Below are 23,918 nucleotides of genomic sequence, written 5' to 3'. Positions count from 1 at the left end.
CCGCACGGCGTGCGCGAGGTACGCAAAAGCTGCACGTGCGCGCCGTGCTTTTTTTAGCGATACTCTCAGGAGACGTACGATTGACATGAACGAACCAAGTTCGAAGTCCAGCGCAGGTGAAGCTCCAGAAGAGCGCCTGCGCGCCGTCCTCCAGCACGCCGGTCACCTCCTGCCATCGCAAGGTCCCATCGGCGTGTTCGTCCACCACAACACGCTGCACGCGTTCCAGCACCTGCCGTTCCACGACGCGCTCGCCGCGGCGAGCGCGCTGTTCGAGGCAGAGCCGTACCTCGCCGAGGCGGAGTACCGCGCGCACATCGCGTCGGGCCGGATCGGCGATCAGGACGTCGAGGCGGCGCTCGCCGAGCGCTTCGCCGAGCGGCCCGACGAGCGCCGCGGCCCGCTGTCACGCAACGAGATCGAGCGCCTCGCGCTGCACTTTCCCATCGAGACCGCCACCGAGGCGGGGCTCCGGTGGCGCATCGCCGAGGCGGGGGAGACGCGCGGGCTGAGGCCCGACCTCCCGTCCGAGCCGCGCCGCCGGATCCTCGTCGGCACGGCGCGATGGCTCGTCGAGCGCCCCGAGGCCGCCGCGCGCCTCGTCGCCGAGGGCGGCTACGACCTGGAGGTGCGCGCCGCGCTCGCGCTCTGGGACGCGTGCCGCCGCGCGCCGCTGCCGCCGGCGCCGTCCGCCGAGGTGCCGCTCGCCGACCGCGTGGGCGTCGATCGATCCCACCGCGATCTGCTGCTCGCGCTCACGGGGGAAGATCCGGCCGAGCTCATCAACCCGCTCTTCCTCCGGCTCCTCGGCGCCTACCTGGACGAGGGCGTCGCGCACTGGGTGATGCCGGACCGCGCGCAGGGGCTCTTCCGCGCGTTCCGCAGCCTCGTGCTGGAGGGCGCGAGGCCGGCCGGCGCGCACCTCGCCGGGCTCGACGCGGAGCTTCGCCGGATGGGGGCGGACGCGTCGCCCGCGGCCATCGTCACCGGCGCCCTGCGCGAGCTCGGCGTCGCGGAGGACGGCTGGGAAGGTTACGTGACGCGCGTCCTGCTCGAGCTGCCGGGCTGGGCCGGCATGGTCCACCGGCTCGAGCACACGCCGAGCGACCGGCCGCACGGCGCGCCGCCCGCGTCGCTGCTCGAGTACCTCGCGGTGCGCCTGACCCTCGCCCGGTACGCGCTGCGCGACGTGGCGCGCCGGCGGCTCGGGTTCGAGGGGCCCCTCGCGGGGCTCGTCGAGCACGCCCGGCTCGCCGCGAGGCGCGCAGGGCCGCCGCCGCGCTCGCCCGACAGCGATCGGCCGTTCCTCCTGTTCCAGCTCGCGCAGCTCGCGGGGCTGTCGGTCGCCGAGGTGGAGGCGCTCCCGCAGGCCGATCGCGTCTGGGCGCTGGAGGTGCTCGAGGCGTTCGATGAGACGACGCGGCGGCGCCTCCTGCACGAGGCGTACGAGCACCACCACCGGGTCGAGGTGCTGCACGGCATCGCGGCGAACCTGCGCCGCCCGGCGTACGAGCGCGCGGTCCTGGACCCTCGGTTCCAGATCGCGCTGTGCATCGACGACCGCTGCGAGGGCCTCCGGAGGCACTTCGAGGAGCTCTCCCCGCGGCACGAGACCTTCGGCATCGCCGGGTTCTTCGGCGTGCCGATCCGGTTCCGCGGGCTCGACGACGCCGGCCACGTGAGCCTCTGCCCCGTCGGCGTGGAGCCCGCGCACGAGATCGTCGAGCGGCCCCGCGAGGAGGGCCCTTTCCATCTCCGGAAGGCGCGCCGCAGGCGGTGGGCGCGCTTCGTCCACACGCTCGGGCACGGGACCCGGACCCTCTCGCGCGGCCTCCTGCTCACGCCGACCCTCGGGCTGCTCTCCACGATCCCGCTCGTCGGGCGCGTCCTGTTCCCGAGGGCGTTCGCGCGGCTGCGCCGCGCCCTCGAGCGCCGCCTCCTGCCGGCGGTGCCGACCCACCTCCACAGCCCGCACGAGGAGGGGGCCCCGGCGGGCAGCGGAGGGGCGCCCTTCACGGCCGCCGAGAAGGCCGCGAGGGTGGCCGCGACGCTCGAGATCATGGGGCTCACCCGCCGCTTCGCGCCGGTCGTCGCGATGCTCGGCCACGGCGCGTCCAGCGTGAACAACCCGCACCAGTCCGCGTACGACTGCGGCGCGTGCGGCGGGCGGCACGGCGGGCCGAACGCGCGGCTGTTCGCCGCCATGGCCAACGACCGGGAGGTGCGCGCGCTGCTCCGCGGCCGCGGCATCGACATCCCGGAGGGGACCTTCTTCCTCGGCGGGATGAACAACACGACGACGGAGGAGATCGTCTTCTACGACGAGCACCTCGCGCCCGCGTCGCACCGCGGCGAGATCGAGGCGCTGAAGCAGGCCCTCGGCGAGGCGCGCAAGCGGCACGCGCACGAGCGCTGCCGCCGCTTCGCGTCGGCGCCGGAGCGCCTGAGCCCCGAGCAGGCGCTCGCGCACGTCGAGGCGCGCGCCGTGGACCTCAGCGAGGCCCGGCCCGAGCTCGGGCACGCGACGAACGCCGTCTGCGTGATCGGCCGCCGCGAGCTCACCTACGGGATGTTCCTCGACCGCCGGGCGTTCCTCGTCTCGTACGACCCGACCCAGGACCCGACCGGGGCGATCCTCGAGCGCGTCCTGCTCTCCGCGGGTCCTGTCGGGGCGGGGATCAACCTCGAGTACTACTTCTCCCGCGTCGACAACCTCCGCTACGGCGCCGGGACCAAGCTGCCGCACAACCTCGCCTCGCTGCTCGGGGTCATGGACGGCTCGCTCAGCGATCTGCGCACCGGCCTGCCGAAGCAGATGATCGAGATCCACGAGCCGGTGCGCATGCTCACCGTCGTGGAGGCGAGCGCGGCGACGGCCTCGGCGATCTGCGCGCGGCAGCCGGCGCTCCGCGAGCTCGTCGCCAACGGCTGGATCCAGCTCGTCTGCGTCGACCCGGCGACGGGCCGGATCGAGCGCTTCACCCGCGGCGCCTTCGCGCCGTTCACGCCGCCGGAGCACCCGCTGCCCGCCGTCCCGCGGTCCGTCGACTGGTACGCGGGCAAGCGCAGCTTCATCCCGCCCGCCATCGTCCGCGCCGCGCTCCCACGGTCGCTCACGGAGGTCTCTTTCCATGCTGCCTGACGTCCTCCTCGGCAAGCTCGCCGCGGTCGCCGTGCTCTCGCCGGCGGTCGCGTTCGCGGCGCTCGGCGCCTACCTGCTCCTCCTGCGCACGCCGAGCGAGCGCGTCGTGTCCGGCGTCGTGCTGTCGGCGCTCTCGGTCTCGCTCGTCGCCTCGCTCGTCGCGTGGGGCTCGGCCGTCGTGGCGCCCTACACCTTCCTCTCGGTGGCGCTCGGGCACTGGTTCGAGATCCCGGGCTACGCGTTCGACATCGTCCTGCTCGTCGACCGGCTGTCGACGACGATGATGGTGCTCGTCTCGCTGATCGCGCTCATCACCGGCAGGTTCTCGGTCGCGTACCTGCACCGCGAGCCGGGGTTCGCGCGGTTCTTCCTGCTCCTCGCCCTGTTCTCGGCGGGCATGCTGGCGCTCGTGTCCGCGGGGAGCATGGACCTGCTCTTCGTCGGCTGGGAGCTCGTCGGCGCGACGAGCGTGCTGCTCGTGGCGTTCTTCCACGAGCGCGCGGCGCCGGCGCGGGCGGCGCTGCGCGTCTACGTCACCTACCGGCTCTGCGACGTGGGGCTGCTGGTCGGCGCGGTGCTCATGCACTCGCTCGCCGGCTCCGCCAACTTCGGCGAGGTGTTCGGCGGCGCGCCGTGGCCCGGGTCCGCCGCCGCGATCGGCGCCTCCGGGGCCACGGCGCTCGCGCTGTGCCTGTTCTTCGCCGCGATGGGCAAGAGCGCGCAGTTCCCCGTCGGGACCTGGCTGCCGCGGGCGATGGAGGGGCCGACGCCCTCGAGCGCGCTCTTCTACGGCGCGATCTCGATCCACGCGGGCGTGTACCTGATGCTGCGCGCGGCCCCCGTGCTCGAGCGCTCGCCCGCGGCGAGCGCGGTGGTGGCCTGCGTCGGGGCGCTCACGGCCGCCTACGGGACGCTGGTGGGCCGGGTGCAGGCCGACGTGAAGAGCGCGCTCGCGTACGCGACGATGTCGCAGGTCGGGATCATGTTCGTGGAGATCGGGCTCGGGTACTACCGGCTCGCGCTCGTGCACCTCTTCGCGCACGCGTGCCTCCGGTGCCTGCAGATGCTGCGCGCGCCCGCGGCGCTCCGCGACGCGCAGGAGATCCGGGCCGCGCACGAAAGCGAGCCGCTGCCGCGCCTCGCGATCGCCGCCCGCGTGCTGCCGGCGTCGCTCGTGCGGCGCGCGTACTGGGCCTCCCTCGATCGCTTCCAGGTTGAGGTGCTGCAGCAGCGGTTCATCGCGGCGCCGCTCATGCGCCTCGGGCAGGTGATCGACGGCTTCGAGCGCCGCTGGGTCGCGGCGCTGAGCGGCCTCGCCGAGCGCGACGAGGGCCGCGCCGCGGAGGCGGGCGCGACCGGCGAGCGCGCGGGCGCGGCGGCGCCCCAGACGAAGGGGGCGCGGTCATGAGCATGTTCCTGATCCTCTCGGCGACGATCCTCGCGCCCGCGCTCGCCGCGCTCTCGGTCTCCTTCGCGCGCAGCGACGCCGCCGCGCGACGCGTGGCCCTCGCCGGCGCGGCGCTCACCCTGGGGCTCTCGCTCGCCGCGCTCGCGCTGTTCCACGCGGCCGGCGGCGCCGCGGTCGACGCGATCGGCCCCGCCGTGCCGCTCCTCGGCGCGCGCCCCCGCCTCGTCCTCAACGGCTTCACCGTCTCCCTGCTCCCGCTGCTCGGCGCCATGCTGCTCGCCCTGATCGCCGCGGGTCCGCGCGCCGCGCTCGATCGGCGGAGCCTCGCGGCGGTGCTCGCCACCGGGAGCGCCATCCTCGGCGTCTACTGCGCCGCGGACCTCGTGGTGCTCGCCGTGGCGTGGGTCGCCGCGTTCCTGCCGGGCGCGGTCCTCATCGCGCGGAGGGGCGCGGACGATCGGCTGCTCCGGCGCACCTACCGCATCTTCCTCATCGGCGGCACGGCGCCGCTCGTCCTGGCGCTCGGCGTCATCGCCGCGCTCGCCGCGCGGCGCGGCGCGGCGCTGCCGTTCGACATCCAGGAGGTCGCCCGCGCGGGCGTCCCGGAGGCGTGGCAGTCGCCGCTGTTCGCGCTCATCGGCATCTCGGTGCTGATGCGCATGGCCGCCGTGCCGTTCCACGGCTGGCTGCCGGTGCTGCTCGAGCGCGGGCCGCTCGGGGTGACCGTGCTGCTCGCGGAGATGCAGGTCGGCGTCTGCGTGCTCGTGCGCGTGGTGGTGCCGCTCCTGCCGCAGAGCTGCGCCGAGGACATGCCGATCCTCGCCGCGCTGGGGCTCTTCAGCGCCCTGCACGGCGCCATCCTCGCGCTCACGCAGACCGATCTCCGCCGGATGATCGGGTACCTCGTGGCGAGCCAGAAGGGGCTCGTGCTCCTCGGGATCGCGTCGATGAACCCGCAGAGCCTCAGCGGCGCGCTGCTCCAGAGCTTCGCCCTGTCGATCGCGGTCACCGGGGTGACGATGGTCGTCTGGGCGATCGAGGCGCGGACGGGCACCGCGGACGTGAGGGAGCTCGGCGGCCTCGTGGCGAAGACGCCGCGGATGGCCGCGTTCTTCCTCCTGCTCGCGTACGCGACGATCGGGCTCCCGGGGGCGCTGACGTTCATCGGCGAGGATCTGCTCCTGCACGGGATCCTGCACGTCCACCCCGTGCTCTCGGTGCTGATGCTGGGCGCGACGGCGCTCAACGGGATCACGATGTTCCGCGCGTTCAAGCGCACCTTCCTCGGCCCGCTCCCGCGCGGCGCGAGGGGCGCCGCCGGGGTCGAGCCGCTCCTGTTCCGCGAGCGCGCGGCGCTGCTGTCGCTGCTCGCGCTGACCGTGACCCTCGGCGTCGCGCCGTCGCGGCTGCTCGCGCTGCACGCGCCGGTGGTCGAGCGGGTCCTCGCCAGCGTGAGCCACGGCGCGGGGGGCGCGGCCGGCTGCGATGGTCGCTGCGCTCAGGAGGGCGACGTCGCCCGGCTGGAGCGGATCTCGAGCGTGGCGACATCGCCCTGAGCGGCCCCGACGGACCCCTGCGCCGGGGGCGTGCGGCCGAGGACCTCGAAGACCTGCACGGGCCCCCTGGCGCCCACGAAGGGGCGCTGCCCGCGCGGCGCGCACTGGAAGCCGGCGGCCTTCGCCTGGACAGCTCCGCTCACGAGGATCTGGTTCCGCTCGGCCGCGGCCTGTAGCTGGGCGGCGACGCTCACGACCTCGCCGAGCACCGTGCAGTCGAGCCGGCGGCACGACCTCGAGCCGACCTCGGCGATGATGATCTCGCCGGTCGCCACGCCGATGGAGATGGCGGGGACGAAGGCCGACGGCTCTCCGGCGCGGCGCGCCAGCGTCTCGAGCTGCGCGCGCACGACAAGGCAGGCGTCGAGCGCGCTCGCGGCGTGATCGGTGCCCCGGAAGAGCGCCATGACGCAGTCGCCGAGGAACCTGTCGATCAGCCCGCCCCGCATCGAGAGCTCGAGCGCGATGACATCCAGGTTCGCGTTCAGCATCCGCACCGCCTCCTCCGAGCGCTTGCCCTGGGCCGCGTCGTGGAAGCCGGCGAGATCGAGGAAGGCGACGGTGCCCTCCGCGACCTCGCACGCCCCGAAGCCGTCGGGGCTGCGGAGCCGCTCGACGGCGAGCGGGCTCGCGAACGTGCGCAGGAGGTCGTTCTCCCGGCTCGAGCGGCTGTTGTCGCGCAGCTCGCGCACCTGCTTCAGCGTCTTCTCGATCGTGAGCTCGAGGTCCTTGAAGTCGATCGGCTTCACCAGGAAATCGAACGCGCCCCGGTTCATCGCGGCGCGGATGTTCTGCATGTCGCCGTAGGCGGACACGACCACCGCCCGGGCGTGCGGGGTCACGTCGCCGATGTGGGGGAGCAGCGTGAGACCATCCATGCGAGGCATGTTGATGTCGGTGAGGACGACATCCGTGTCGGGGTGGTTGCGCAGCGCGGCGAGGGCGCTCTCGCCGTCCTCGGCGAAGACGAAGCTGTAGATCCCCTCGCGGATCTGGCGGCGAAAGCACTGCTTGATGAGGGCGGAGACGTCGGGCTCGTCGTCGGCGATGAGGATCTTGGCCGGGCGCCGCTCGTTGCCGGCGGCCATCGCGGAGAACGCGGCGGCCATCTCGCGCGCCGACCGGAAGCGCTGGGCCGGGTCCTTGGCCAGCGCGCGCTCGAAGAACCGGTCGAACTCGGGCGAGAGGCCGGGGACGAGGCTCGACGGGGGAGGGAAGGGCTCCGTGCAGATGCCGACGACAAGCCTGCCGAGCGTCTGCCCGGTGAACGGCAGCTCGCCGGTGAGCGCGCAGTAGGCGAGGACGCCGAGCGACCAGAGGTCGCTCCGGTGATCCACGATGGATCCGCGCATCTGCTCAGGGCTCATGTACGTCGGCGTGCCGATGAGGCCGCCACCGCCGGTGAGGCGGAGATCATCGGTCCTCGACAGCATGGTCACCACGCCGAAGTCGAGGAGCTTCACGACCTCATCGGCCTCGGTCCTGGCGAGGAACACGTTGCCGGGCTTCAGGTCGCGGTGCACGATGCCCGCGGCGTGCGCGGCCGCGAGGCCCCGCGCCGCCTGCGTCACGATCGACGCGACCGCCGTGAGCGGGAGCCGCTTCACGCGGTCGAGCCGGCGCTGGAGATCCTCGCCCTCGAGCAGCTCCATCGCGATGTAGGGCCGCTCCTCGTCGACGCCGTGATCGATCCCGTAATCGTAGATGTGCACGACGTGCTGATTGCGGAGCTGCGCTATCGCCTTGGCCTCGCGATCGAAGCGGGCGCACGACTCCGGCGACTCCACGTGTTCGGCGCTCATCAGCTTGAGCGCGACACGCCGCTGAAGGCGCAGATCCTCCGTCTCCCAGATCTGCCCCATCCCGCCACCGCCGATATGCCGTATCAGCATGTACTTCCCGGCGATGATGGGTTCTGCCATGGCGGGCGTCATGCTACAGCCGTGGAGCACGGGAGTCAATGGAGCCGCGCGCTCCTCGGCGCGCTCTGCACCACATCGAACATCATCCATCTCACGCTCGTTCCCGGGCGGTGACGAGCGTGGGATGCTCGCTGTAGAGGCCGCGCGGCGGCTCGACAAGGGCGCCTACGCGGCGCCGGGCTCCGGGCCGGGCAGGTGCTTCGGGAGCGTCACGATGAACTCGGTGAACTCGCCATCTTCCGTCTCGAAGGTCAGCGAGCCCCCGTTGCCCTCGACGACGATGTTATGACAGATCGAGAGCCCGAGCCCCGTGCCCTCGCCGGGCGGCTTGGTCGTGAAGAAGGGGTTCATGATCTTGTCCCGGATCGCCGCCGGGATGCCGACGCCGTTGTCATGAACGCGGAGCTCGACACGTTCGCCGAGATCGCGTGTCGTGACCCGGATACGGGGTGAGGGCCCGTGTTCGCGCGCCTCCTTCCTCCGGCGCACGGCGTAGCAGGCGTTGTCGACGAGGTTGACGACGACGCGGCTGATCTCCTGCGGTACGAGGCTCACCTGGCCGACGGAGGGGGAGAGATCCAGGTCGATCGCGATCTCGGCCGACGAGGCGCGCGCGCGGGCGCCGTGGTAACCGATGCTGACGTACGTCGACACGAGCGTGTTGAAGTCGACCTCCTGGCGCTCCCCGCGCTCGCCCCGCGAGTGGTCGAGCATCGAGCGGATGATGCCCTCCATGCGCCGGCCGTGGTCGCCGATCTTCTTCACGTTGCTCGTCAGATCGCCGAGCGCCTCGGTGAGGTACTCTTCGCGGCCGTCGTCGAGCCCCCGGGCCAGGGTCGATATGTCGCCGCCGATCTCGTCGATGAGGCGGACCGAGAGATCGGCGAAGTTGTTGACGAAGTTGAGCGGATTCCGGAGCTCGTGGGCGATGCCGGCGGTGAGCGAGCCGAGCGAGGCGAGCCGGTCTTGCACGATCATGCGGTCCTGGGCCTCGCGCAGGCGCTTCAACGTGGTCGCGAGCTCCTCGTTCTTCGCCTGCAGCTCGCGTGTGCGCGCCTGGACCCGCTGCTCCAGGGTGTTGTAAAGAGCGGCGTTCTCGAGCGAGATGACCGCCTGCGTCGACAGCATCTGCAGGATGCGCATGCGGGCCGGGGTGAAGGCGCCTTTGACGAGGCTGTTCTCGAGGTAGACGATGCCTCGCCTGCCTCCCGGGCGGCCGAGCGGGAAGCAGAGCACCGAGCCGACCGCGTGCTCGGCGATGTGGGGGTCGCGCCCGAAGCGGGGGCTCGCCGCGGCGTCGTCGAGCACGACGCTCTCCTGCGTGCGGGCGACGTAATACACGATCGATGTGGGCAGGCCCCGGCGCCCCCGGGGAACGAGATCGGCGATCGGGATCGACTGGAGGACCTTGGCGTCCTCGTCGACGGCCTTCTCGCCCTCCACAACCCACTGGCCGCCCTGCTCGAGGAGCAGGTACCCGGCCTCGGCGCCGCTCGTCTCCAGGAGGATCTGCATCAGCCGCGCGAGGAGGCGGTCGAGCTCGATCTCGCGCGAGAGGTCCTGCGAGGCGTTGAGGACGCTGATCAGGTCGAGGACGTTGAAGTCGAGCTCGCGGCCGGCCGTCTCCGAGAACTTCGACGCCGCGAGGATGCCGGAGGCGACGTGCGGCACGAGCCCCGGGTGCTGCTTCTCCAGCGCCTTGGCCTTGGCGACCGCGCCCCAGCGCAGGTATCCCTCGTGCGCGTCGCGCAGGTGCTGCCGCGCGAGCTTCTGGTCGCCCCGCGCGAGGTAGAAGCGCCCGGCGAGCTCGTGGGCGAGGGCCGCCTCGTGCTGGTAGCCGCTCCGCTCCGCGAGCGCCGCGCCGCGCTCGAAGGCGTCGCGGGCCGCGTCGTCCTGGCCGAGAACGCGCGCGCGCTCGGCGCGGAGGAGGAGCAGCTTGTGCTCGTAGGTGGCCGGGCAGTGCTCGCGCCACGCCTCGAGCTTGGCGATGTTCCGCTCCACGAGCGCGAAGGTGCGCTCGCGCGCGGGCTCGTCGGCGTGGTCGTACACCGCGAGGTGGGCGAGCGACTCGAGGAGGGCCCACGGGGGGGCCGACGTCGACCTCTCGACCATGGCGGCGTAGGGCGCGGCAGCCTCCGCGGTCGCCGCGGCCTGCTCGTGCTCGCCGAACACATAGCAGAGCAGCGTCTTGCAGAAATGGTAGTTGAACATCGCCCCCATGTCGCCGGCGGCGCGCTGCTGGGGGACCCGCTCGGCCTCGACGTACATGGGGCCGGCGAGCACGACCTGATCGGAGGTCTTGCCGCGCAGGTTATGCACGGTCTGCTGGTAGATCTGCATCCAGCCGAGGACCATGGTCTGGCGGAGCTTCGCGATCCCGTGCGCGTACTGCTCCATGTCGGCGGCGAGAGTCCCGAGGTCGACGCCTGCGAGCAGCCTTGTCATGCAGACCGTCACGCCCGCGTTGGCGGCCTGGAACGGCGTGCCGGCCTCCAGCGCGAAGCGATAGGCGTCCGAGAACAGCGGCGCGAGCTCGTGGAGCGGCGTCTTCACGTGAATGACCATGAAGCCGCTATAGAGATACGTGTGCGCGCGAGACCCCTTGTCGCTCAACCGATCTGCGAGTCGCAGCGCCAGCCGGCCGAAGCGGTAGGCCCGATCGAGCTCGTCTCGGGAGAGGAGGAGGAAGCCGTAGTAGGCATACCCGAAGGGTGATTGCGGCGCGCCCCCGCAGCGCAGCGACGTCCGGACGAGCCTGCAGACCGCGATCGAGAGCAAGCGCGTCCCGGTGATCACGGCGATGTTGATCACATGGCTGAGGAGCGCCATCCTCGCCCGGTCTGCCGGATCGCTGCACTCCGGAAGATCTGCGAGCTCCTCGACCGGCCGGTCGCCGAGCGCCTCCGACGTGAGGGCGAGCTCCCGCTCGACGTCCTCGGGAGCCGCGCTCTCCGGCATCTCGACGCCGAGCCGCCCGAGCGCCTCGAGGTAAACCCGCATCGCGTCGGCGAGCCGCTGCTGCGAATAGAGGGCGTGTCCCTCCAGATCGAGGAGCTTCACCTCATCAAGTGCGCTCTCGGCCCTCGGCCGGACGACCTCGCACAGCGTCTGGGTCGCCTCGAAGTCGCCCTGCGAGAACGCGGCCTCGGCCGCGGCGAGGTGGATGTCGCGGGCGAGCTCGTAGTGCGCGGTCCAGTCCTCGGCGCCGAGGAGCGCGATGCCCGCCTGACCGTAGATCTGCGCCTGCTGCCCGGCGCCGGCTTCCAGCGCCCTCCGCGCCGCCTGCAGGTTGAGGCGCGCGAGATCGATGATCTCCTCGCGCTGCTCGATCGCCCCCCGCCCCTGGTTGAGCAGCCCCACGATGTCGAACAGCCGGCCCGCCGGCTCCTCCGTGCTCGATCGCCCGAGGAGCCTCCTGCCGACGTCCCGGCGAAGGCGCGGCCCCGCCGCTTCGTCGAGCATCGAGACGACGGCCTGCTGGATGCGGTCGTGCGCGAACCGACAGCGGAGGCCTGGCCCCGCCGCCGCCATCTGCACGGCGGAGCTGACCTGATCCATCGGGATCAAGAGCCCCTCTGCGGCCGCGCTCCACAGGTCGCGCCCGACCTCCGCCACCGGCCGCGCCGCCGCGATCGCGAGCGTGCCGAGATCGAACATGCCGCCGAGGCAACCCGCCACCCTGAGCAGGTCCTGCGCCGCCGGCGAGAGCTTCCGCACCCGGGCCACCATGAGCTCGACGACGTTGTCGGTGATCCCGCGCTGCCGGATGCGGTCCAGGTCCCACCGGAAGCCGTCGGCGCTGCGCTCGATCAGCCCATCGGCGTACAGCGAGGTCAGGAACGCGCGAACGAAGAACGGATTGCCCGCGGTGCGCGAGAGCAGGAGATCGGCGAGCGGGGCGGCCTCCTCGGGCGAGATGCCTAGCGCGTCGCCGACCATCTCTCTCATGTGGTCGAGCCCGAGCGGCGCGAGCGAGATCCGCTCGACGCGCGCTCCGCGCGCCGCGATCTCCCGGACGGTCAGCGAGAGGGGATGGACGTCGGTGACCTCGTTGTCCCGGTAGGAGCCGATCAAGAAGAGCGGCAGATCCTGCGCGGCGTTGAACAGCTCCTCCAGCAGCTTCAAGGCGTCGAGGTTGGCCCACTGGAGATCGTCGAAGAAGATGCAGAGCGGGTGCTCCGGCGTGGCGATGGCCGCGACCAGATCGCGCACGGTCTGGTTGAAGCGCTGGCGCGCCTCGGTGGGCGGCAGCACCGGTACCTCGGGCTGCGGCCCGAGCACGAGCTCGAGGCTCGGGCACGCGTCGATGAGCACCCGCGCTCCTGCCCCCAGCGCCTCGCGGACCCGCGCGCGGAACGCCGCGAGGCGCTCCTCGCTCTCGGTGAGGAGCTGCTCGACCAGCGCGTGGAGGGCCTGCGCCAGCGCGGCGTGCGGCGCGTCGTCGCGGTACTGGTCGAACTTGCCCGCGATGAAGGCGCCGCGCCGCGCGGTGAGCGGGCGGTACACCTCGTGGATGAGCGCTGATTTCCCGACGCCGGAGTAGCCGGACACGAGCACGAGCACCGCGCCGTCCTCGACCCGCTCGAACGCCGACATGAGCGCCTGGACCTCGGCGTCACGGCCGTACAGCTTCTGCGGCAGGTGGAACCGCTCGGAGCGGTCGTGTCGCCCGATCGGGAACGAGGCGACAGCGCCGTGCTGGCGGAGCCCCTCGAGGCAGCCCGCGAGGTCGGCGCGGATGCCGCGCGCGGACTGGTAGCGATCGTCGGCGCTCTTCGCCATCAGCTTGAGCACGATCTGCGCGAGGACCTCGGGGACCGCCGGGTTCGACGCCCGCGGCGAAGGAGGCTGCCGCGCGATGTGCGCGTGCACCAGCTCGAGCACGTCATCCGCCGTGAAGGGGAGGCGGCCGGTGAGCAGCTCGTGAAGGCTCACCCCGAGCGAGTAGTAGTCTGTCCGGTAGTCGACAGACCGGTTCATCCGGCCGGTCTGCTCCGGGGACATGTACGCCAGCGTGCCTTTGAGGCCTCCGGGGCTCGTGAACGACGTCGACTCCTGCGGGAGCGCCGAGGCGAGGCCGAAATCGATCACCTTCACCCGCCCGTCGGCCGGGTTCATCACGATGTTGGAGAGGTTGAGATCGCGGTGGACGACGCGGCGCTGGTGGATCGCCTCGAGGACACCCACGACGTCGATGGCCAGCGCGAGGGTCCGCTCGAGCGAGAGCGTCCCGGCGGCGTTCATCGCCTTGAGCGAGCTGCCGCCGAAGTCCTCGATCAGGAGGGCATATCGCCCGCCGTCCTCCTCGACGCCGTGGCTGCGCACCACGCCCTCCACGTCCGCGAGGTCGCTCAGGATCGCGTGCTCGTGGCGGAGCGACGCGATCTGCGCCTGCGACGGATTCTGCTCCTTCAGGACCTTGAGCACCAGAGGGAGCCCGTCCGAACGCCGCCTCGCACGGTAGGCGGTCGAGCGGGCGCCCTCCCGGAGCCGCTCGATGATCTCACAGCCGCAGATGTCCATCATCCTTCTCCACCACGACGGGTTGGGCGACCCTCTCCCTGCTCAGAGCCGCGCGCGACCGCCGCCGGGGAGGCGGGATCCGGCCGGAGACCCCTGCGCCTTTCGGCCCGGGGGGTCGGGATCCTCGTCGGGGTCGGGGCCGGGGTCACCGATCCAGGCGCATCGGCTCCACGCCCCGCCCGCGATCTCGGCCTGCGCGTCGGGCGAGCGCGATCGCGCGATCGCGGCGCGCTCCTCGTTCGTGAGCGCCGTGTCCGGCCCGCCGGCCGTGAACGCGGCGTGCGCGAAGGGGTCGACGCTCAGCTCGGTGAGCAGCTTGAAAAGACGATCCATGAGTCCTCCTCTCAATCCTTGATGGGCTTGGCGGGGCCTGTCGTGCTGTCGCCGGCCTGCGGGGACAGCGCGCGGACAGCGCTCCACGTGGGGTCGAAGGCGACGAGCGCGATGGCCTCGACGGACAGGCGCTCGCGCGACAGCGTCTCGAGCGCCGCGCCTTCACTGCCAGGCTTGTCGAGCAGATCGAGCCCGAGGAGCATCACCTGGATCTCGGACCTGGCAAACTCGAGCACCCTTCGGGTCTGCTGAATGAGCGCCGGCGCGTGCGGGTCGCCCAGCCGCTTGAGCCCGACGGCGACGAGGTAGCGGGAGACGAAATCCTCTGGATCCTTCTGAAGGCCGGACGTCCCGACAGCGACAGACTGCTCGAAGTGTCCGGCGCTGTGCAGGAGCGTCGCGAGCGGGCGATCGAGCACGAGCCGCTGGTTGACGTCGAGCAGGAGCGCCTGGAGCAAGGTAGTGCGCGCCTCTTCGAAATCCTTCGGTGTCCCCTGCTTCGCGCCGGCGACGAGGCCGAGGAGGATCGCCTTGAAGGCGTGCGCCCAGGCGTAACGCCGGTTGATCTCGCACGCCCTGTCGAAGCTCTCCCTCGCCCGCTCCGCGGTGTCCTTGCCGATCTTCGTCGTGCTCGGCGCCGCGTGCGCGGCGCTCAGGTTGAGCCTCGGCGCGAGCTTCGGCATCGTGTCGAGCCAGTATTTGAACGTGTACGCTGCGCCGCGGTGGGCGAAGGTCCAGGCGCTCCCCGGCGAGAGCGTGATCGCCGTATCGAAGAGCTCGATCGATCTGTCCACGAGGCTGTGCTGCTCGCCCCAGCTCTGCCCGGACATGTTGTAGATCGCGTGGGTCCTGAAGGCCTCCGCCCAGTGCCCGACGGCCCAACCGTATCCTGGTTGTAATTTTAACGCGGTCTCGAAATCCTCGCAGCAGTGGTTCCAGTCGTCGATGGCTGCGCGGGCAGCGCCCCGGTGAGCGTAAGCCCACGCGTACTCGCCGTCGATCGCGAGCGCGTCGGTGAAGCACTGGATCGCCGCGGTGTGCTCGCCGTTCCTGCGGTGCACCTCGCCTTGCTGGGCGAGGCTCTTGAGCTTCGTGCGTTCTTTATCTGTCATGAGCTCCCTCATCACTGCACAAGCGTTGAATCCACCCCGGCGCCGGCGCGGCCGTTCCAGCCGATGCGCTCCCGCATCTCGCTCTGGCCAGCGCGCGCCGCTGCCCCCGCGCGCGACCGAGCCGGGCTTCGTTGCGGTCGGATCACCGCGCCGCGTGGTGCCGGTCTGCCTGGAGGGCGTGGGGGCTCTGGCCCCGGAGGTCGGTCGGGTCGGGATCGTCGCTCTCTTCCGGGTCAGGGCCGGGATCGAGGATGAACGCGCATCGGGTCCACGCGCCGCCCGCGATCGCTGTCTGCACCTCGGGCGAACCCGGCTGTTCCAGGGCGGCCCGCTCCTCGTCGGTGAGCAGATCAGCCTGCCGATCAGCCACCTGCGCGGCCTGCTTGAAGGGGTCGATGCTCAGCTCCGTGAGCAGGTTGAAGAGATGATCCATGAGTCCTCCAATGATCCAGTCGTTCCGGGTCAGGGCTCTCGACGTTGGAGCGGCGAGAGCGGTTTCGTGCGGAGATCGCTCCACGTGGGATCGAAGGCCACGAGCGCGATGGCCTCGACGGACAGGTTGTTCCGCATGCTCACGATGGACCTGCCGCCCTCCCGGCCTTCGAGTACGTCCAGGCCGCGAAGCATCGTGTCGATTTCGCTCCTTGCCGACTCGAGCGCCTTCCGGGTGTGCTCGATGACCACCGGGGCGAGGGGGTCATTCAGGTGCTTCAGCCCGACAGCGATGAAGTAACGCGAGAAGACATCCGACGGACTCTTCTCCACAGCGCGGAGCGCCGAGGCGACGGATTCACGGAAAGTCCCGGCGCAGCTCAGGAGCTTTGCGGCGGCGGCGTGGATCGGCAGCCGCTTGTCGACGTCGAGCGTGAGCGCGCTCAGCATGCAGTCGCGCGCCTCGAGGAGCCCGGGCGTCATGTCGGGCTGCTCGCGCGCGATGAGGGCGAGGACGCATGCCTTGAACGCGCAGACCCACGCGTACCGTGGATTCAGCTCACGGGCCTTGTCGAGGTCCTGAAGCGCGCGCGCGGCCGCGTCGCTGCCCCTGGAGCTCCGCGCCTCCGGCGCCGGCGCGGGGCCCTTGTCCAGCTCCAGGGCCGGCAGCAGCCTGGGCATCACCTCGAGCCAGTACTTGTACGTGTACGCCGCGCCCCGGTGGGCGAAGGTCCAGGCGTCCTCCGGCGACAGCTCGGCGGCTCGCTCGAGGAGCTCGATCCCGCGATCGATGAGCGCGTGCTGCTCGCGCCAGTCCGGGGGCGTGTCGGCCCTGCCGAGCCTGTAGCTCGCATGCATCCGATGGGCTTCCCCCCAGCGCGCGTACGCCCATCCGTAGTCGGGCTTCAGCTCCACCGCCTTCTTGAAGTCCTCGCAGCAGGGCTCCCAGTCGTCGAGCGCCGCACGGGCGGCGCCCCGGTGGGCGTAGGCCCATGCGTACTCGCCGTCGATCTCGAGCGCCCCGGTGAACAGCCGGATCGCGTCGGTGTACTGGCCGTTCTTGCGGCGCACCTCGCCCTCCTGGGCGAGGCTCTTGCTTTGCTTGCGCTTCTCTTTCTTGTCTTCGCCTTCATCTGCCATGAGATCGCCTCGTCAGTGCACGAGCGGTGGATCCACACCCGGGGCAGCGCCGCCGTCCCAGCCGATGCGCTCCAGCACCTCGGGGTCGACGGCCGCCCGTGTGACCGGCGGCACGTACAGCGTCGAGATGTCGTCCACCGGCGCCGCGGCGAGCGCCGAGAGCGCCACCCGGTCCAGCCGCGGCGAGGCCAGCGGGTGCGTGGCCGCCTCGTAGATCACCGCCTCGTGCGCGGCCGGGTAGGTCTGGCACAGGCGCTCGGCGAGGGCCTCGAGCCCGCGGCGGATGCGCGCGGCGTCCGACGGGTCGAAGACGCCCGCGTTGCCGACGCCGCCGATCTGGCAGAGCACGAGCGGCGTCCGGGCGTCGACCTCCCGCCCCCGGATGAGGAAATCGGTCGCCTCGAAGAGCTGGAGCCCGTCGCGGCCAGGATCCAGCCCGAGATCGGCGAAGAGGCAGTCGATGGACGAGACTCCGGGCAGCATCCGGGCCGAGAACCCCTCGTCGCGCGCCTGCCGGACCGCCTCGTGCGCCGCGCTCGCGAGCACGCCCGGGTGCCCGTAGAACACAGCGCAGACCTTGAGCCCCTTGCGCACCTCGGCGAGGATACGCGCGACCATCTCCGCGTAGATCGACCGTCGCGGCGTCTTGCCCTCCCCGTAGGGCAGCGACTCGGCCGCCGGGTTCAGGCTGCGCACCCAGCGCGCGGCCCACGGGTCGGCGACCGCGAAGAGCACGCGATCCGCGCGCTGGATGGCGCGCTGGGCCGCGAGGGTCGTCTGGCCGGCCCACTGGATGCCGATTCCCACGACGACGAGAGATCCACTGGTTGACATGCGCTCTGCCCCGTGCCGGCGTCCACGCGTCGGCCGCAGGGGCGATCCATCGCCGTTCCCCCGGCCCCCATGGCTCCATGTTTCCCTTAACGTGGCGTCGCTCCCGGATCAATCGAACGAGCGTTGGCCACGCGTCACGCGGGCGCCGCGAGCGCGGTCGCTCTCGCCAGCACGCGCCGCCGCCCGAGCGCGCCCGCGCCGAGCTTCCCACGCGACCTGCATCGTCCGCGCGGTACGGGCGCGACCTCGGTCGGCGCCACGGGGGCGCGTCCGCTTGCGCCTTCGGCGCATCCGCGCATCAGGGCGCCTCGTCGGCGCGGGGATTGCTCCGGGGCGCACGGATTGCTTCGGGGCGCACCTGGTGCGCGCGATCACGCGAAGGCGGCCGGGCTCAGGGAGAATCGGGGCAGCCAACCGGGCGTATTTCGGCCAGAATCAAGGCGAGGGCGGGGAAGGGCCTGCGCCTTGCAAAGCGCATCTGACCAGAAAGCGAGGAGGGTACGCCAGTGTCCGTAGCAGCCAGCCATAGCAGCCAGAACTCGGTCCACTCGGAGCCGCCTCCGCCGGTCTCGATCCCGGGCCTGCGCTCGACGATCGCCAACGAGAAGCTCCGGCAGTGGATCGCGGAGGTCGTCGCGCTGTGCCAGCCGGACAACGTGCACGTGTGCGACGGCTCGAAGGAGGAGTTCGACGCGCTCTGCGAGCAGATGGTCAAGGCGGGCACGCTGATCCGTCTGAACCCGGAGAAGCGCCCGGACAGCTACCTCGCGCGCTCCGACCCGAGCGACGTGGCCCGCGTCGAGGACCGCACGTTCATCTGCAGCCGGCGCAAGCAGGACGCCGGGCCCACGAACAACTGGGCCGATCCGCAGGAGATGAAGGCGACGCTGCGCCGGCTCTTCGCCGGGTCGATGCGGGGCCGCACGCTCTACGTCATCCCCTTCAGCATGGGACCGGTCGGCTCGCCCTACGCGCACATCGGCGTGGAGCTCAGCGACTCGCCGTACGTGGCCGCGAGCATGCGCATCATGACGCGCATGGGGCGCAAGGTGCTCGAGGCGCTCGGAGACGGCGATTTTGTCCCGTGCCTGCACTCGGTCGGCATGCCCCTCGCCCCGGGCCAGGGCGACGTGCCGTGGCCGTGCAACGCGGAGCACAAGTACATCGTCCACTTCCCGGGAGAGCGGCTGATCTGGTCGTACGGGAGCGGCTACGGCGGCAACGCGCTGCTCGGAAAGAAGTGCTTCGCGCTGCGGATCGCCTCGGTGCTCGGCCGCGAGCAGGGGTGGCTGGCCGAGCACATGCTGATCCTGGGCGTCGAGTCGCCGAAGGGAGAGAAGACGTATGTCGCCGCCGCCTTCCCGAGCGCGTGCGGCAAGACGAACTTCGCCATGCTCATCCCGCCGAAGGCGTTCGCGGGGTGGAAGGTCACGACGGTGGGCGACGACATCGCCTGGATGAAGCCCGGGCGGGACGGGCAGCTCTACGCGATCAACCCGGAGGCGGGCTATTTCGGCGTCGCGCCGGGGACGTCGGAGAGGTCGAACGCCAACGCGATGGCGGCCATCCGGAAGAACACGATCTTCACGAACGTGGCGCTCACGCCGGACGGCGACGTCTGGTGGGAGGGAATGACGGACGAGCCGCCGCCCGAGCTCATCGACTGGCAGGGCAAGCCCTGGACGCCCGACTGCGGTCGCAAGGCGGCCCACCCGAACGCGCGCTTCACGGCGCCCGCGACGCAGTGTCCGTCGATCGATCCGCGCTGGGACGACCCGAACGGCGTCCCCGTCAGCGCGATCATCTTCGGCGGGCGGCGGGCGACGACGGTGCCGCTCGTGTACCAGTCGTTCAACTGGAGCTTCGGCGTCTACATGGCGGCGACGATCGGCTCGGAGATGACGGCCGCGGCCGGCGGCACCATCGGCCAGGTCCGCCGCGACCCGATGGCGATGCTGCCCTTCTGCGGCTACCACATGGGCGATTACTTCAACCACTGGCTGCAGATGGGGCGCCAGATCGTCAATCCGCCCCGCATCTTCTCGGTGAACTGGTTCCGCAAGGACGACCAGGGCAACTTCCTGTGGCCCGGCTTCGGCGAGAACATGCGTGTCCTCAAGTGGGTCGTCGATCGCGTGCACGGCCGCGGCTTCGCCGAGGAGAGCCCGCTCGGCTGGATGCCTCGCTACGAGGACCTCGAGTGGCGCGGCATGGAGCGCTTCTCGAAGGAGCAGTTCTATCAGCTCATGGCCGTCGATCGCGAGGCGTGGAAGGTCGAGTTCGGCTCGCACGGCGAGCTCTTCGAGCGGCTGTACGACCGGCTGCCCAAGGAGTTCTTGCTGATGCGCGAGCTGCTCCTGTCGGGGCTCTGGCGCTCGCCCGAGCGGTGGGAGCTCGCGCCCGAGCGCTACCTGGTCGAGCACGACGAGCACGACGACGCCGGAGAGCCCGCCGCGTAGAGACAGGGACCTCGTTCCGCTGCGGGCGCGCTGCGCGGAGCGTACATCAGACCACATCGAGCCGTTCGGGGCGACGCGCCGCCAGGGAGCCGGCGGTCCGGCGGTGCGGTGCCCGTTGACGCCATGTATGTGCCAGCATAGGCAGGTATCCCGGTGAGGGAGCAACCGATCGGCGGGAGGTACGCGCTGAGGCGCGAGATCGGCCGCGGCGGCATGGGGGTTGTCTGGGAGGCCTTCGATCAGATGCTCCGCCGGCCCGTGGCGATCAAGCTGATGACGCCCGAGAGCGTCGTCTCCGCCGAGGCGCGGCACAGCTTCGAGCAGGAGGCGACGACGGTCGCCCGGCTCCGGAACGAGCACATTGTCCAGGTCCATGATTATGGCATCGACGAGGGGTCGCCGTACCTCGTCATGGAGTTGCTCGAGGGGGAGGACCTCGAGAGTCGGCTCCGCCGCACGCGTCAGCTTCCGCCGGCGGCCGTGCTGCCGCTCGTCCGGCAGATCGGCTCGGGCCTCGAGGCCGCGAGCGCGGCGGGCATCGTCCACTGCGACCTCAAGCCGGCCAACATCTTCATCGCCCGGGGCGCGTCCGGCGAGTCCGTGAAGATCCTCGATTTCGGCGTGGGATGGAGGCTGTTCGACGGGCGCGACGAGGACCGGCGCGACTGGATCGGCGCGCGCTTCGGAACCCCGGCGTACATGAGTCCGGAGCAGGTCCGCGGCGCCGTCCCGCATCTCCTTGCGGACCTGTGGTCGCTCGGCGTCATCATCTACCGCGCGCTCACCGGCCGCCATCCGTTCGCGATCACCGACGCGCGAGAGCTGATGGTCAGTATCTGCACCGACCCGTTCCCGCCGCCGTCGTCGCTCGATTCCGTGCTCGATTCCGCGCTCGATTCCGCCCTCCTCCCGGGCCTGGATGACTTCTTCGAGCGCGCCCTCGCGAAGGATCGGACCCGGAGGTTCCAGTCGCCCCGCGAGCTCTGCGCGGCGTTCGCCGCGGTGTGCGACGCTGGCAGCAAGCCCGCCAAGATCCTCGTCGTCGATGACGAGCCTGACATTCAGATCCTGTTGAAGCTGCATTTCCGGCGGAGCAGGAGCCGCGCTCCCTACGAGCTCCTCTTCGCCGGCAATGGCGAGCTCGCTCTCGACGAGCTCCGGCGACACCCGGACATCGACGTCGTCGTCACCGACATCAACATGCCGGTCATGGACGGGCTCACCCTGCTCGAGCACCTCCCCGAGGTGAACCCGCTCGCGAGGACGGTGATCATGTCCGCGTACGGCGACATGACCAACATCCGTCGCGCCATGAACCGGGGAGCGTTCGATTTCATCACCAAGCCGATCAACTTCGAGGACCTCGAAGCCACCCTGGAGAAGACCCTCCGCTCCGTGAAGGAGCACCGGCAAAAGGCCCAGGCGAACGAGGAGAACGACGTCCTGCGCAAGTTCACGAACGCGGCCCTGGTCGCGCGGCTCCGGGCGCTCGGCCCTGCCGGCGCGGCGGCGAGCGAGGCGCTGGAGGCCACGGTGGTGTTCGCCGACGTCTTCCGGTTCACCCGCGTCGCGCAGGAGAGGCCGCCCGCCGAGGCCACGCGGCTGCTCAACGCCAACTTCGAGGTGATCGTCCCGGAGCTCCTGGCGCAGGGCGGCGTCGTGGACAAGTTCGTCGGCGACGCGGTGATGGCCGTGTTCCACGGGCCGGAGCACCTCCAGCGGGCGCTGAAGGCGTGCATCGCGCTTCGCGAGCAGATCGAGACGATCGCTCGGCGGACGGGGGGCGACTCGCCTTATGCGCACGGGGTGTGCACTGGCATCTCGACGGGCAGCGTCCTCGCGGCGGGGATCGGGTCGTACGCGTGCGGCCAGCTCGGCTACACGGTGCTCGGCCAGGCCGTGAACGCCGCCTCGCACCTCGCGCGTGCGGCGCTGGCCGGAGAGATCCTCGTCGATGACGCGGTCTACCGGGCCGCCGGGGAGGGGTTTGCGTTCGAGAGCGCCGGCGAGCGGAGCATCTGGCCCAGGGCGGAGTCGACGACCGTCTACCGGGTGGCAGGGCGCGAGGCGGCGACGATCCTGATCGGGGAAGAGCCGACCGTCGAGGTGACGCGGCAGCCCAGGCAGGAATAGGTCCGGCGCCGCCGACATGTCGGCCGACACGGCGCCGACATGTCGGCCCGGCGCCGGACGGGGCGCGCGGACCAGCGCCTCGTCGTGCTGCGCCCTGTCCGCACGAACCGATGCTTGTTGGGTTCCGCTGCAGAGCGACTCTCCGTGTCCCAGAGCGCGTGTCCGCAGGATGGTTCACGTTCGCTCATGACCGTCGCGAACCAGAATACGAATCCAGACGCCAAGTACACACGCGCTACCACGTGAGCCCGGACGCGGCGACGACGTACGACCCGGCCGATCTCGAGGTCGACGCCGTGATCAGCTGCGACGGGTAGGCCCGCCGTCGCGCGCGGCGGCGCCGGCGGCCTTGCTCAAGCGCGCCGCCGCGGAGGCGTCGCGGGCGGGCGCTGATCGAGCTGCTTCACCAGGGCCCTTGGCGCCTTGATGCGCCACGCGCGCTCGAGCCGCGTGCGGCACTCGGGCGCGCGCAGCGACGAGAGGCGCGCCAGCACCGCGGCGTAGCCGCGGTAGTGGTCGGTGATGAAGTAGATGTCCGGCTGCGCCTCGATCAGGAACTCCTGCTCGTCGACGCTCTCGAGCAGGAAGACGACCGACTCGCCGTCTTCCTTGAGGCGCACGAACGCCTTGCCGCGCACCTTCAGCGCTGGCGTACGGTACCAGATGTCCTCCACCACCTCGGGCAGCGCGAGGCCGAGCTTGCAGAGCTGCTCCCAGTTCATGACCTGTCGAGATATCTCACGTCTCTCCGCCCCGGCGGGGGCGGCCGCGGTGAATCGGCTGCGCTTCGTAACAGGCCTCGCTCAGGGAGGCAATTGCACCCGGGCCGACCTCCGGCGAGGCACCCTCACGCGGGCTCGTCGCGCTCGACGTCGATGTGCACGAGCACCTCGGCGTCGGGCTCGACGGCGAGGATCGCGTCGCGCGCGCGGTCGCTCGTCGCGTGCGCGCGGGCGAGGCGGAGGTCCCCCGGCAGCTCGATGTGGACGTCGACGAACAGCGTGTGCCCGGCGACCCGCGTGCGCAGCGCGTGGTGACCGAGGATCTCGCCGGCGACGCGCAACGCGTCGAGCGCGGCCTCGATGGCGCGGACGCGATCGTCGGGGGCGCTCGTGTCGATGAGGTCGCGCACGCCGAGGCGGAGGAGGGAGCCCGCCGAGGCGAGGATGTAGACGGCGACGGCGATCGACAGGACGCCGTCGACCCGGGCGAAGCCGGTCGCGTAGGTGACGGCGACGCCGGCGAAGACCGCGAGGTTCGCGGCGATGTCGGTGCGGTAGTGGACAGCGTCGGCCTGGATGGCGCTCGAGCCGGTGCGCGCGGCGACGCGGCCGAGGTAGGCGACGAGCGCCGCGGTGACGAGCGCGGCGGCGGCCATGGCGCCGAGGGTGACGGCGGCGAGGCGGAGCGGCTCGGGCGAGAGCAGCCGCCGGACCCCCTCGACGAGCAGGTAGACGCCCGAGCCGCCGATGAGCAGGCCCTGGCCGGCGGTCGCGAGCGTCTCGATCTTGGCGTGGCCGAACGGGTGCGAGCGATCGGGCGCGGCGTGGGCGAGCTGGATGGCGAGGGCGTTCGCCGAGGAGGCGAACAGGTCCGTCAGCGAGTCGACGGCGCTCGCTGTGACGGCCATGGAGTGACCGAGCTGGCCGGCGACGAGCTTGCCGAGGGCGAGGCCGCCGGCTGTCGCGGCCGCGATGCGCCCGGCGCGCAGCGCGGCCCTCGCGCGGGCGGCAGGGTCGAGGCGGCCGCCCGGGTCGCGGCCGGCGGCCCGGTCGCCGGCGCCGTGGGGGCCGGCGGGGTCGCCGGGGCCGGCCGGGCCGCGCTGCGCGCCTGGATCGCGGCGCGCGGCCGGGTCGGGGAGGGCGCCCGGGTCGGCGGCGCGCGCAGCGGGAGACCGTCCGCTCATCGCGAGGAGGCTACCCGC

General features: G+C 71.6%; 14 protein-coding genes. 5 read left to right on the top strand and 9 right to left on the bottom strand.

Features of this window, described 5'->3' with window-relative positions:
* The first annotated feature begins 85 nt into the window (after window positions 1-85).
* Genes WMF24_RS22215 through WMF24_RS22205 form a run of 3 tightly spaced genes read left to right on the top strand, consistent with a single transcriptional unit; the run spans window position 86 to window position 6,106 of the window.
* The gene (locus tag WMF24_RS22215; protein WP_437738436.1) at window positions 86-3,142 is read left to right on the top strand and encodes a YbcC family protein; all 3,057 of its coding nucleotides are present in this window, start codon (window positions 86-88) and stop codon (window positions 3,140-3,142) included.
* Complete coding sequence (locus WMF24_RS22210; RefSeq protein ID WP_437738435.1) at window positions 3,132-4,550, top strand: proton-conducting transporter transmembrane domain-containing protein; 1,419 nt, start codon at window positions 3,132-3,134, stop codon at window positions 4,548-4,550. Before WMF24_RS22215 ends, WMF24_RS22210 begins: the two co-directional genes overlap by 11 nt.
* On the top strand, window positions 4,547-6,106 hold the full coding sequence (locus WMF24_RS22205) for a complex I subunit 4 family protein (protein ID WP_437738434.1): 1,560 nt from the start codon (window positions 4,547-4,549) through the stop codon (window positions 6,104-6,106). Before WMF24_RS22210 ends, WMF24_RS22205 begins: the two co-directional genes overlap by 4 nt.
* Here the strand turns inward: WMF24_RS22205 and WMF24_RS22200 are convergent.
* The 7 genes from WMF24_RS22200 to WMF24_RS22170 all read right to left on the bottom strand — a co-directional run bounded on the left by WMF24_RS22200 (window position 6,049) and on the right by WMF24_RS22170 (window position 17,375).
* Window positions 6,049-8,028: a protein kinase domain-containing protein gene (locus WMF24_RS22200; protein WP_437738433.1), complete on the bottom strand. Its 1,980-nt coding sequence runs from the start codon at window positions 8,026-8,028 to the stop codon at window positions 6,049-6,051. The genes WMF24_RS22205 and WMF24_RS22200 overlap by 58 nt on opposite strands.
* Before the next feature lie 165 nt (window positions 8,029-8,193).
* Complete coding sequence (locus tag WMF24_RS22195) at window positions 8,194-13,554, bottom strand: trifunctional serine/threonine-protein kinase/ATP-binding protein/sensor histidine kinase (protein WP_437738432.1); 5,361 nt, start codon at window positions 13,552-13,554, stop codon at window positions 8,194-8,196.
* Between the two features lie 39 nt (window positions 13,555-13,593).
* Window positions 13,594-13,884: a hypothetical protein gene (locus WMF24_RS22190; protein ID WP_437738431.1), complete on the bottom strand. Its 291-nt coding sequence runs from the start codon at window positions 13,882-13,884 to the stop codon at window positions 13,594-13,596.
* Between the two features lie 11 nt (window positions 13,885-13,895).
* A complete protein-coding gene (locus tag WMF24_RS22185) occupies window positions 13,896-14,996 on the bottom strand; it encodes a tetratricopeptide repeat protein (protein ID WP_437738430.1) in 1,101 nt (366 codons plus the stop codon).
* Window positions 14,997-15,138: 142 nt separating this feature from the next.
* Entirely contained in the window at window positions 15,139-15,429 is a 291-nt protein-coding gene (locus tag WMF24_RS22180; RefSeq protein WP_437738429.1) for a hypothetical protein, read from the bottom strand.
* A gap of 29 nt (window positions 15,430-15,458) precedes the next feature.
* The gene (locus WMF24_RS22175; RefSeq protein WP_437738428.1) at window positions 15,459-16,568 is read right to left on the bottom strand and encodes a tetratricopeptide repeat protein; all 1,110 of its coding nucleotides are present in this window, start codon (window positions 16,566-16,568) and stop codon (window positions 15,459-15,461) included.
* 12 nt (window positions 16,569-16,580) lie between these two features.
* Window positions 16,581-17,375 (bottom strand): SAM-dependent methyltransferase, encoded by a 795-nt coding sequence (locus tag WMF24_RS22170; RefSeq protein ID WP_437738427.1) that lies wholly within the window; start codon window positions 17,373-17,375, stop codon window positions 16,581-16,583.
* A 599-nt stretch (window positions 17,376-17,974) separates the two neighbouring features.
* On the opposite strand from WMF24_RS22170, the gene WMF24_RS22165 reads away from it, so the two are divergent.
* Together WMF24_RS22165 and WMF24_RS22160 are read left to right on the top strand one after the other, a co-directional pair.
* A complete protein-coding gene (locus WMF24_RS22165; RefSeq protein WP_437738836.1) occupies window positions 17,975-19,861 on the top strand; it encodes a phosphoenolpyruvate carboxykinase (GTP) in 1,887 nt (628 codons plus the stop codon).
* A 153-nt stretch (window positions 19,862-20,014) separates the two neighbouring features.
* A complete protein-coding gene (locus tag WMF24_RS22160; protein WP_437738426.1) occupies window positions 20,015-21,994 on the top strand; it encodes a protein kinase domain-containing protein in 1,980 nt (659 codons plus the stop codon).
* Window positions 21,995-22,347: 353 nt separating this feature from the next.
* Here the strand turns inward: WMF24_RS22160 and WMF24_RS22155 are convergent, their stop codons facing one another.
* Both WMF24_RS22155 and WMF24_RS22150 read right to left on the bottom strand, forming a co-directional pair.
* A complete protein-coding gene (locus WMF24_RS22155) occupies window positions 22,348-22,716 on the bottom strand; it encodes an MmcQ/YjbR family DNA-binding protein (protein WP_437738425.1) in 369 nt (122 codons plus the stop codon).
* Window positions 22,717-22,841: 125 nt separating this feature from the next.
* A complete protein-coding gene (locus WMF24_RS22150) occupies window positions 22,842-23,900 on the bottom strand; it encodes a cation diffusion facilitator family transporter (protein ID WP_437738424.1) in 1,059 nt (352 codons plus the stop codon).
* Window positions 23,901-23,918: the final 18 nt, after the last annotated feature.

This window comes from Sorangium sp. So ce1335 (genome assembly GCF_051521615.1).
GTDB lineage: Bacteria > Myxococcota_A > Polyangia > Polyangiales > Polyangiaceae > Sorangium.
Note: the sequence above shows the minus strand (reverse complement) of the source record. Positions and strands in the feature narration are given on the sequence as shown.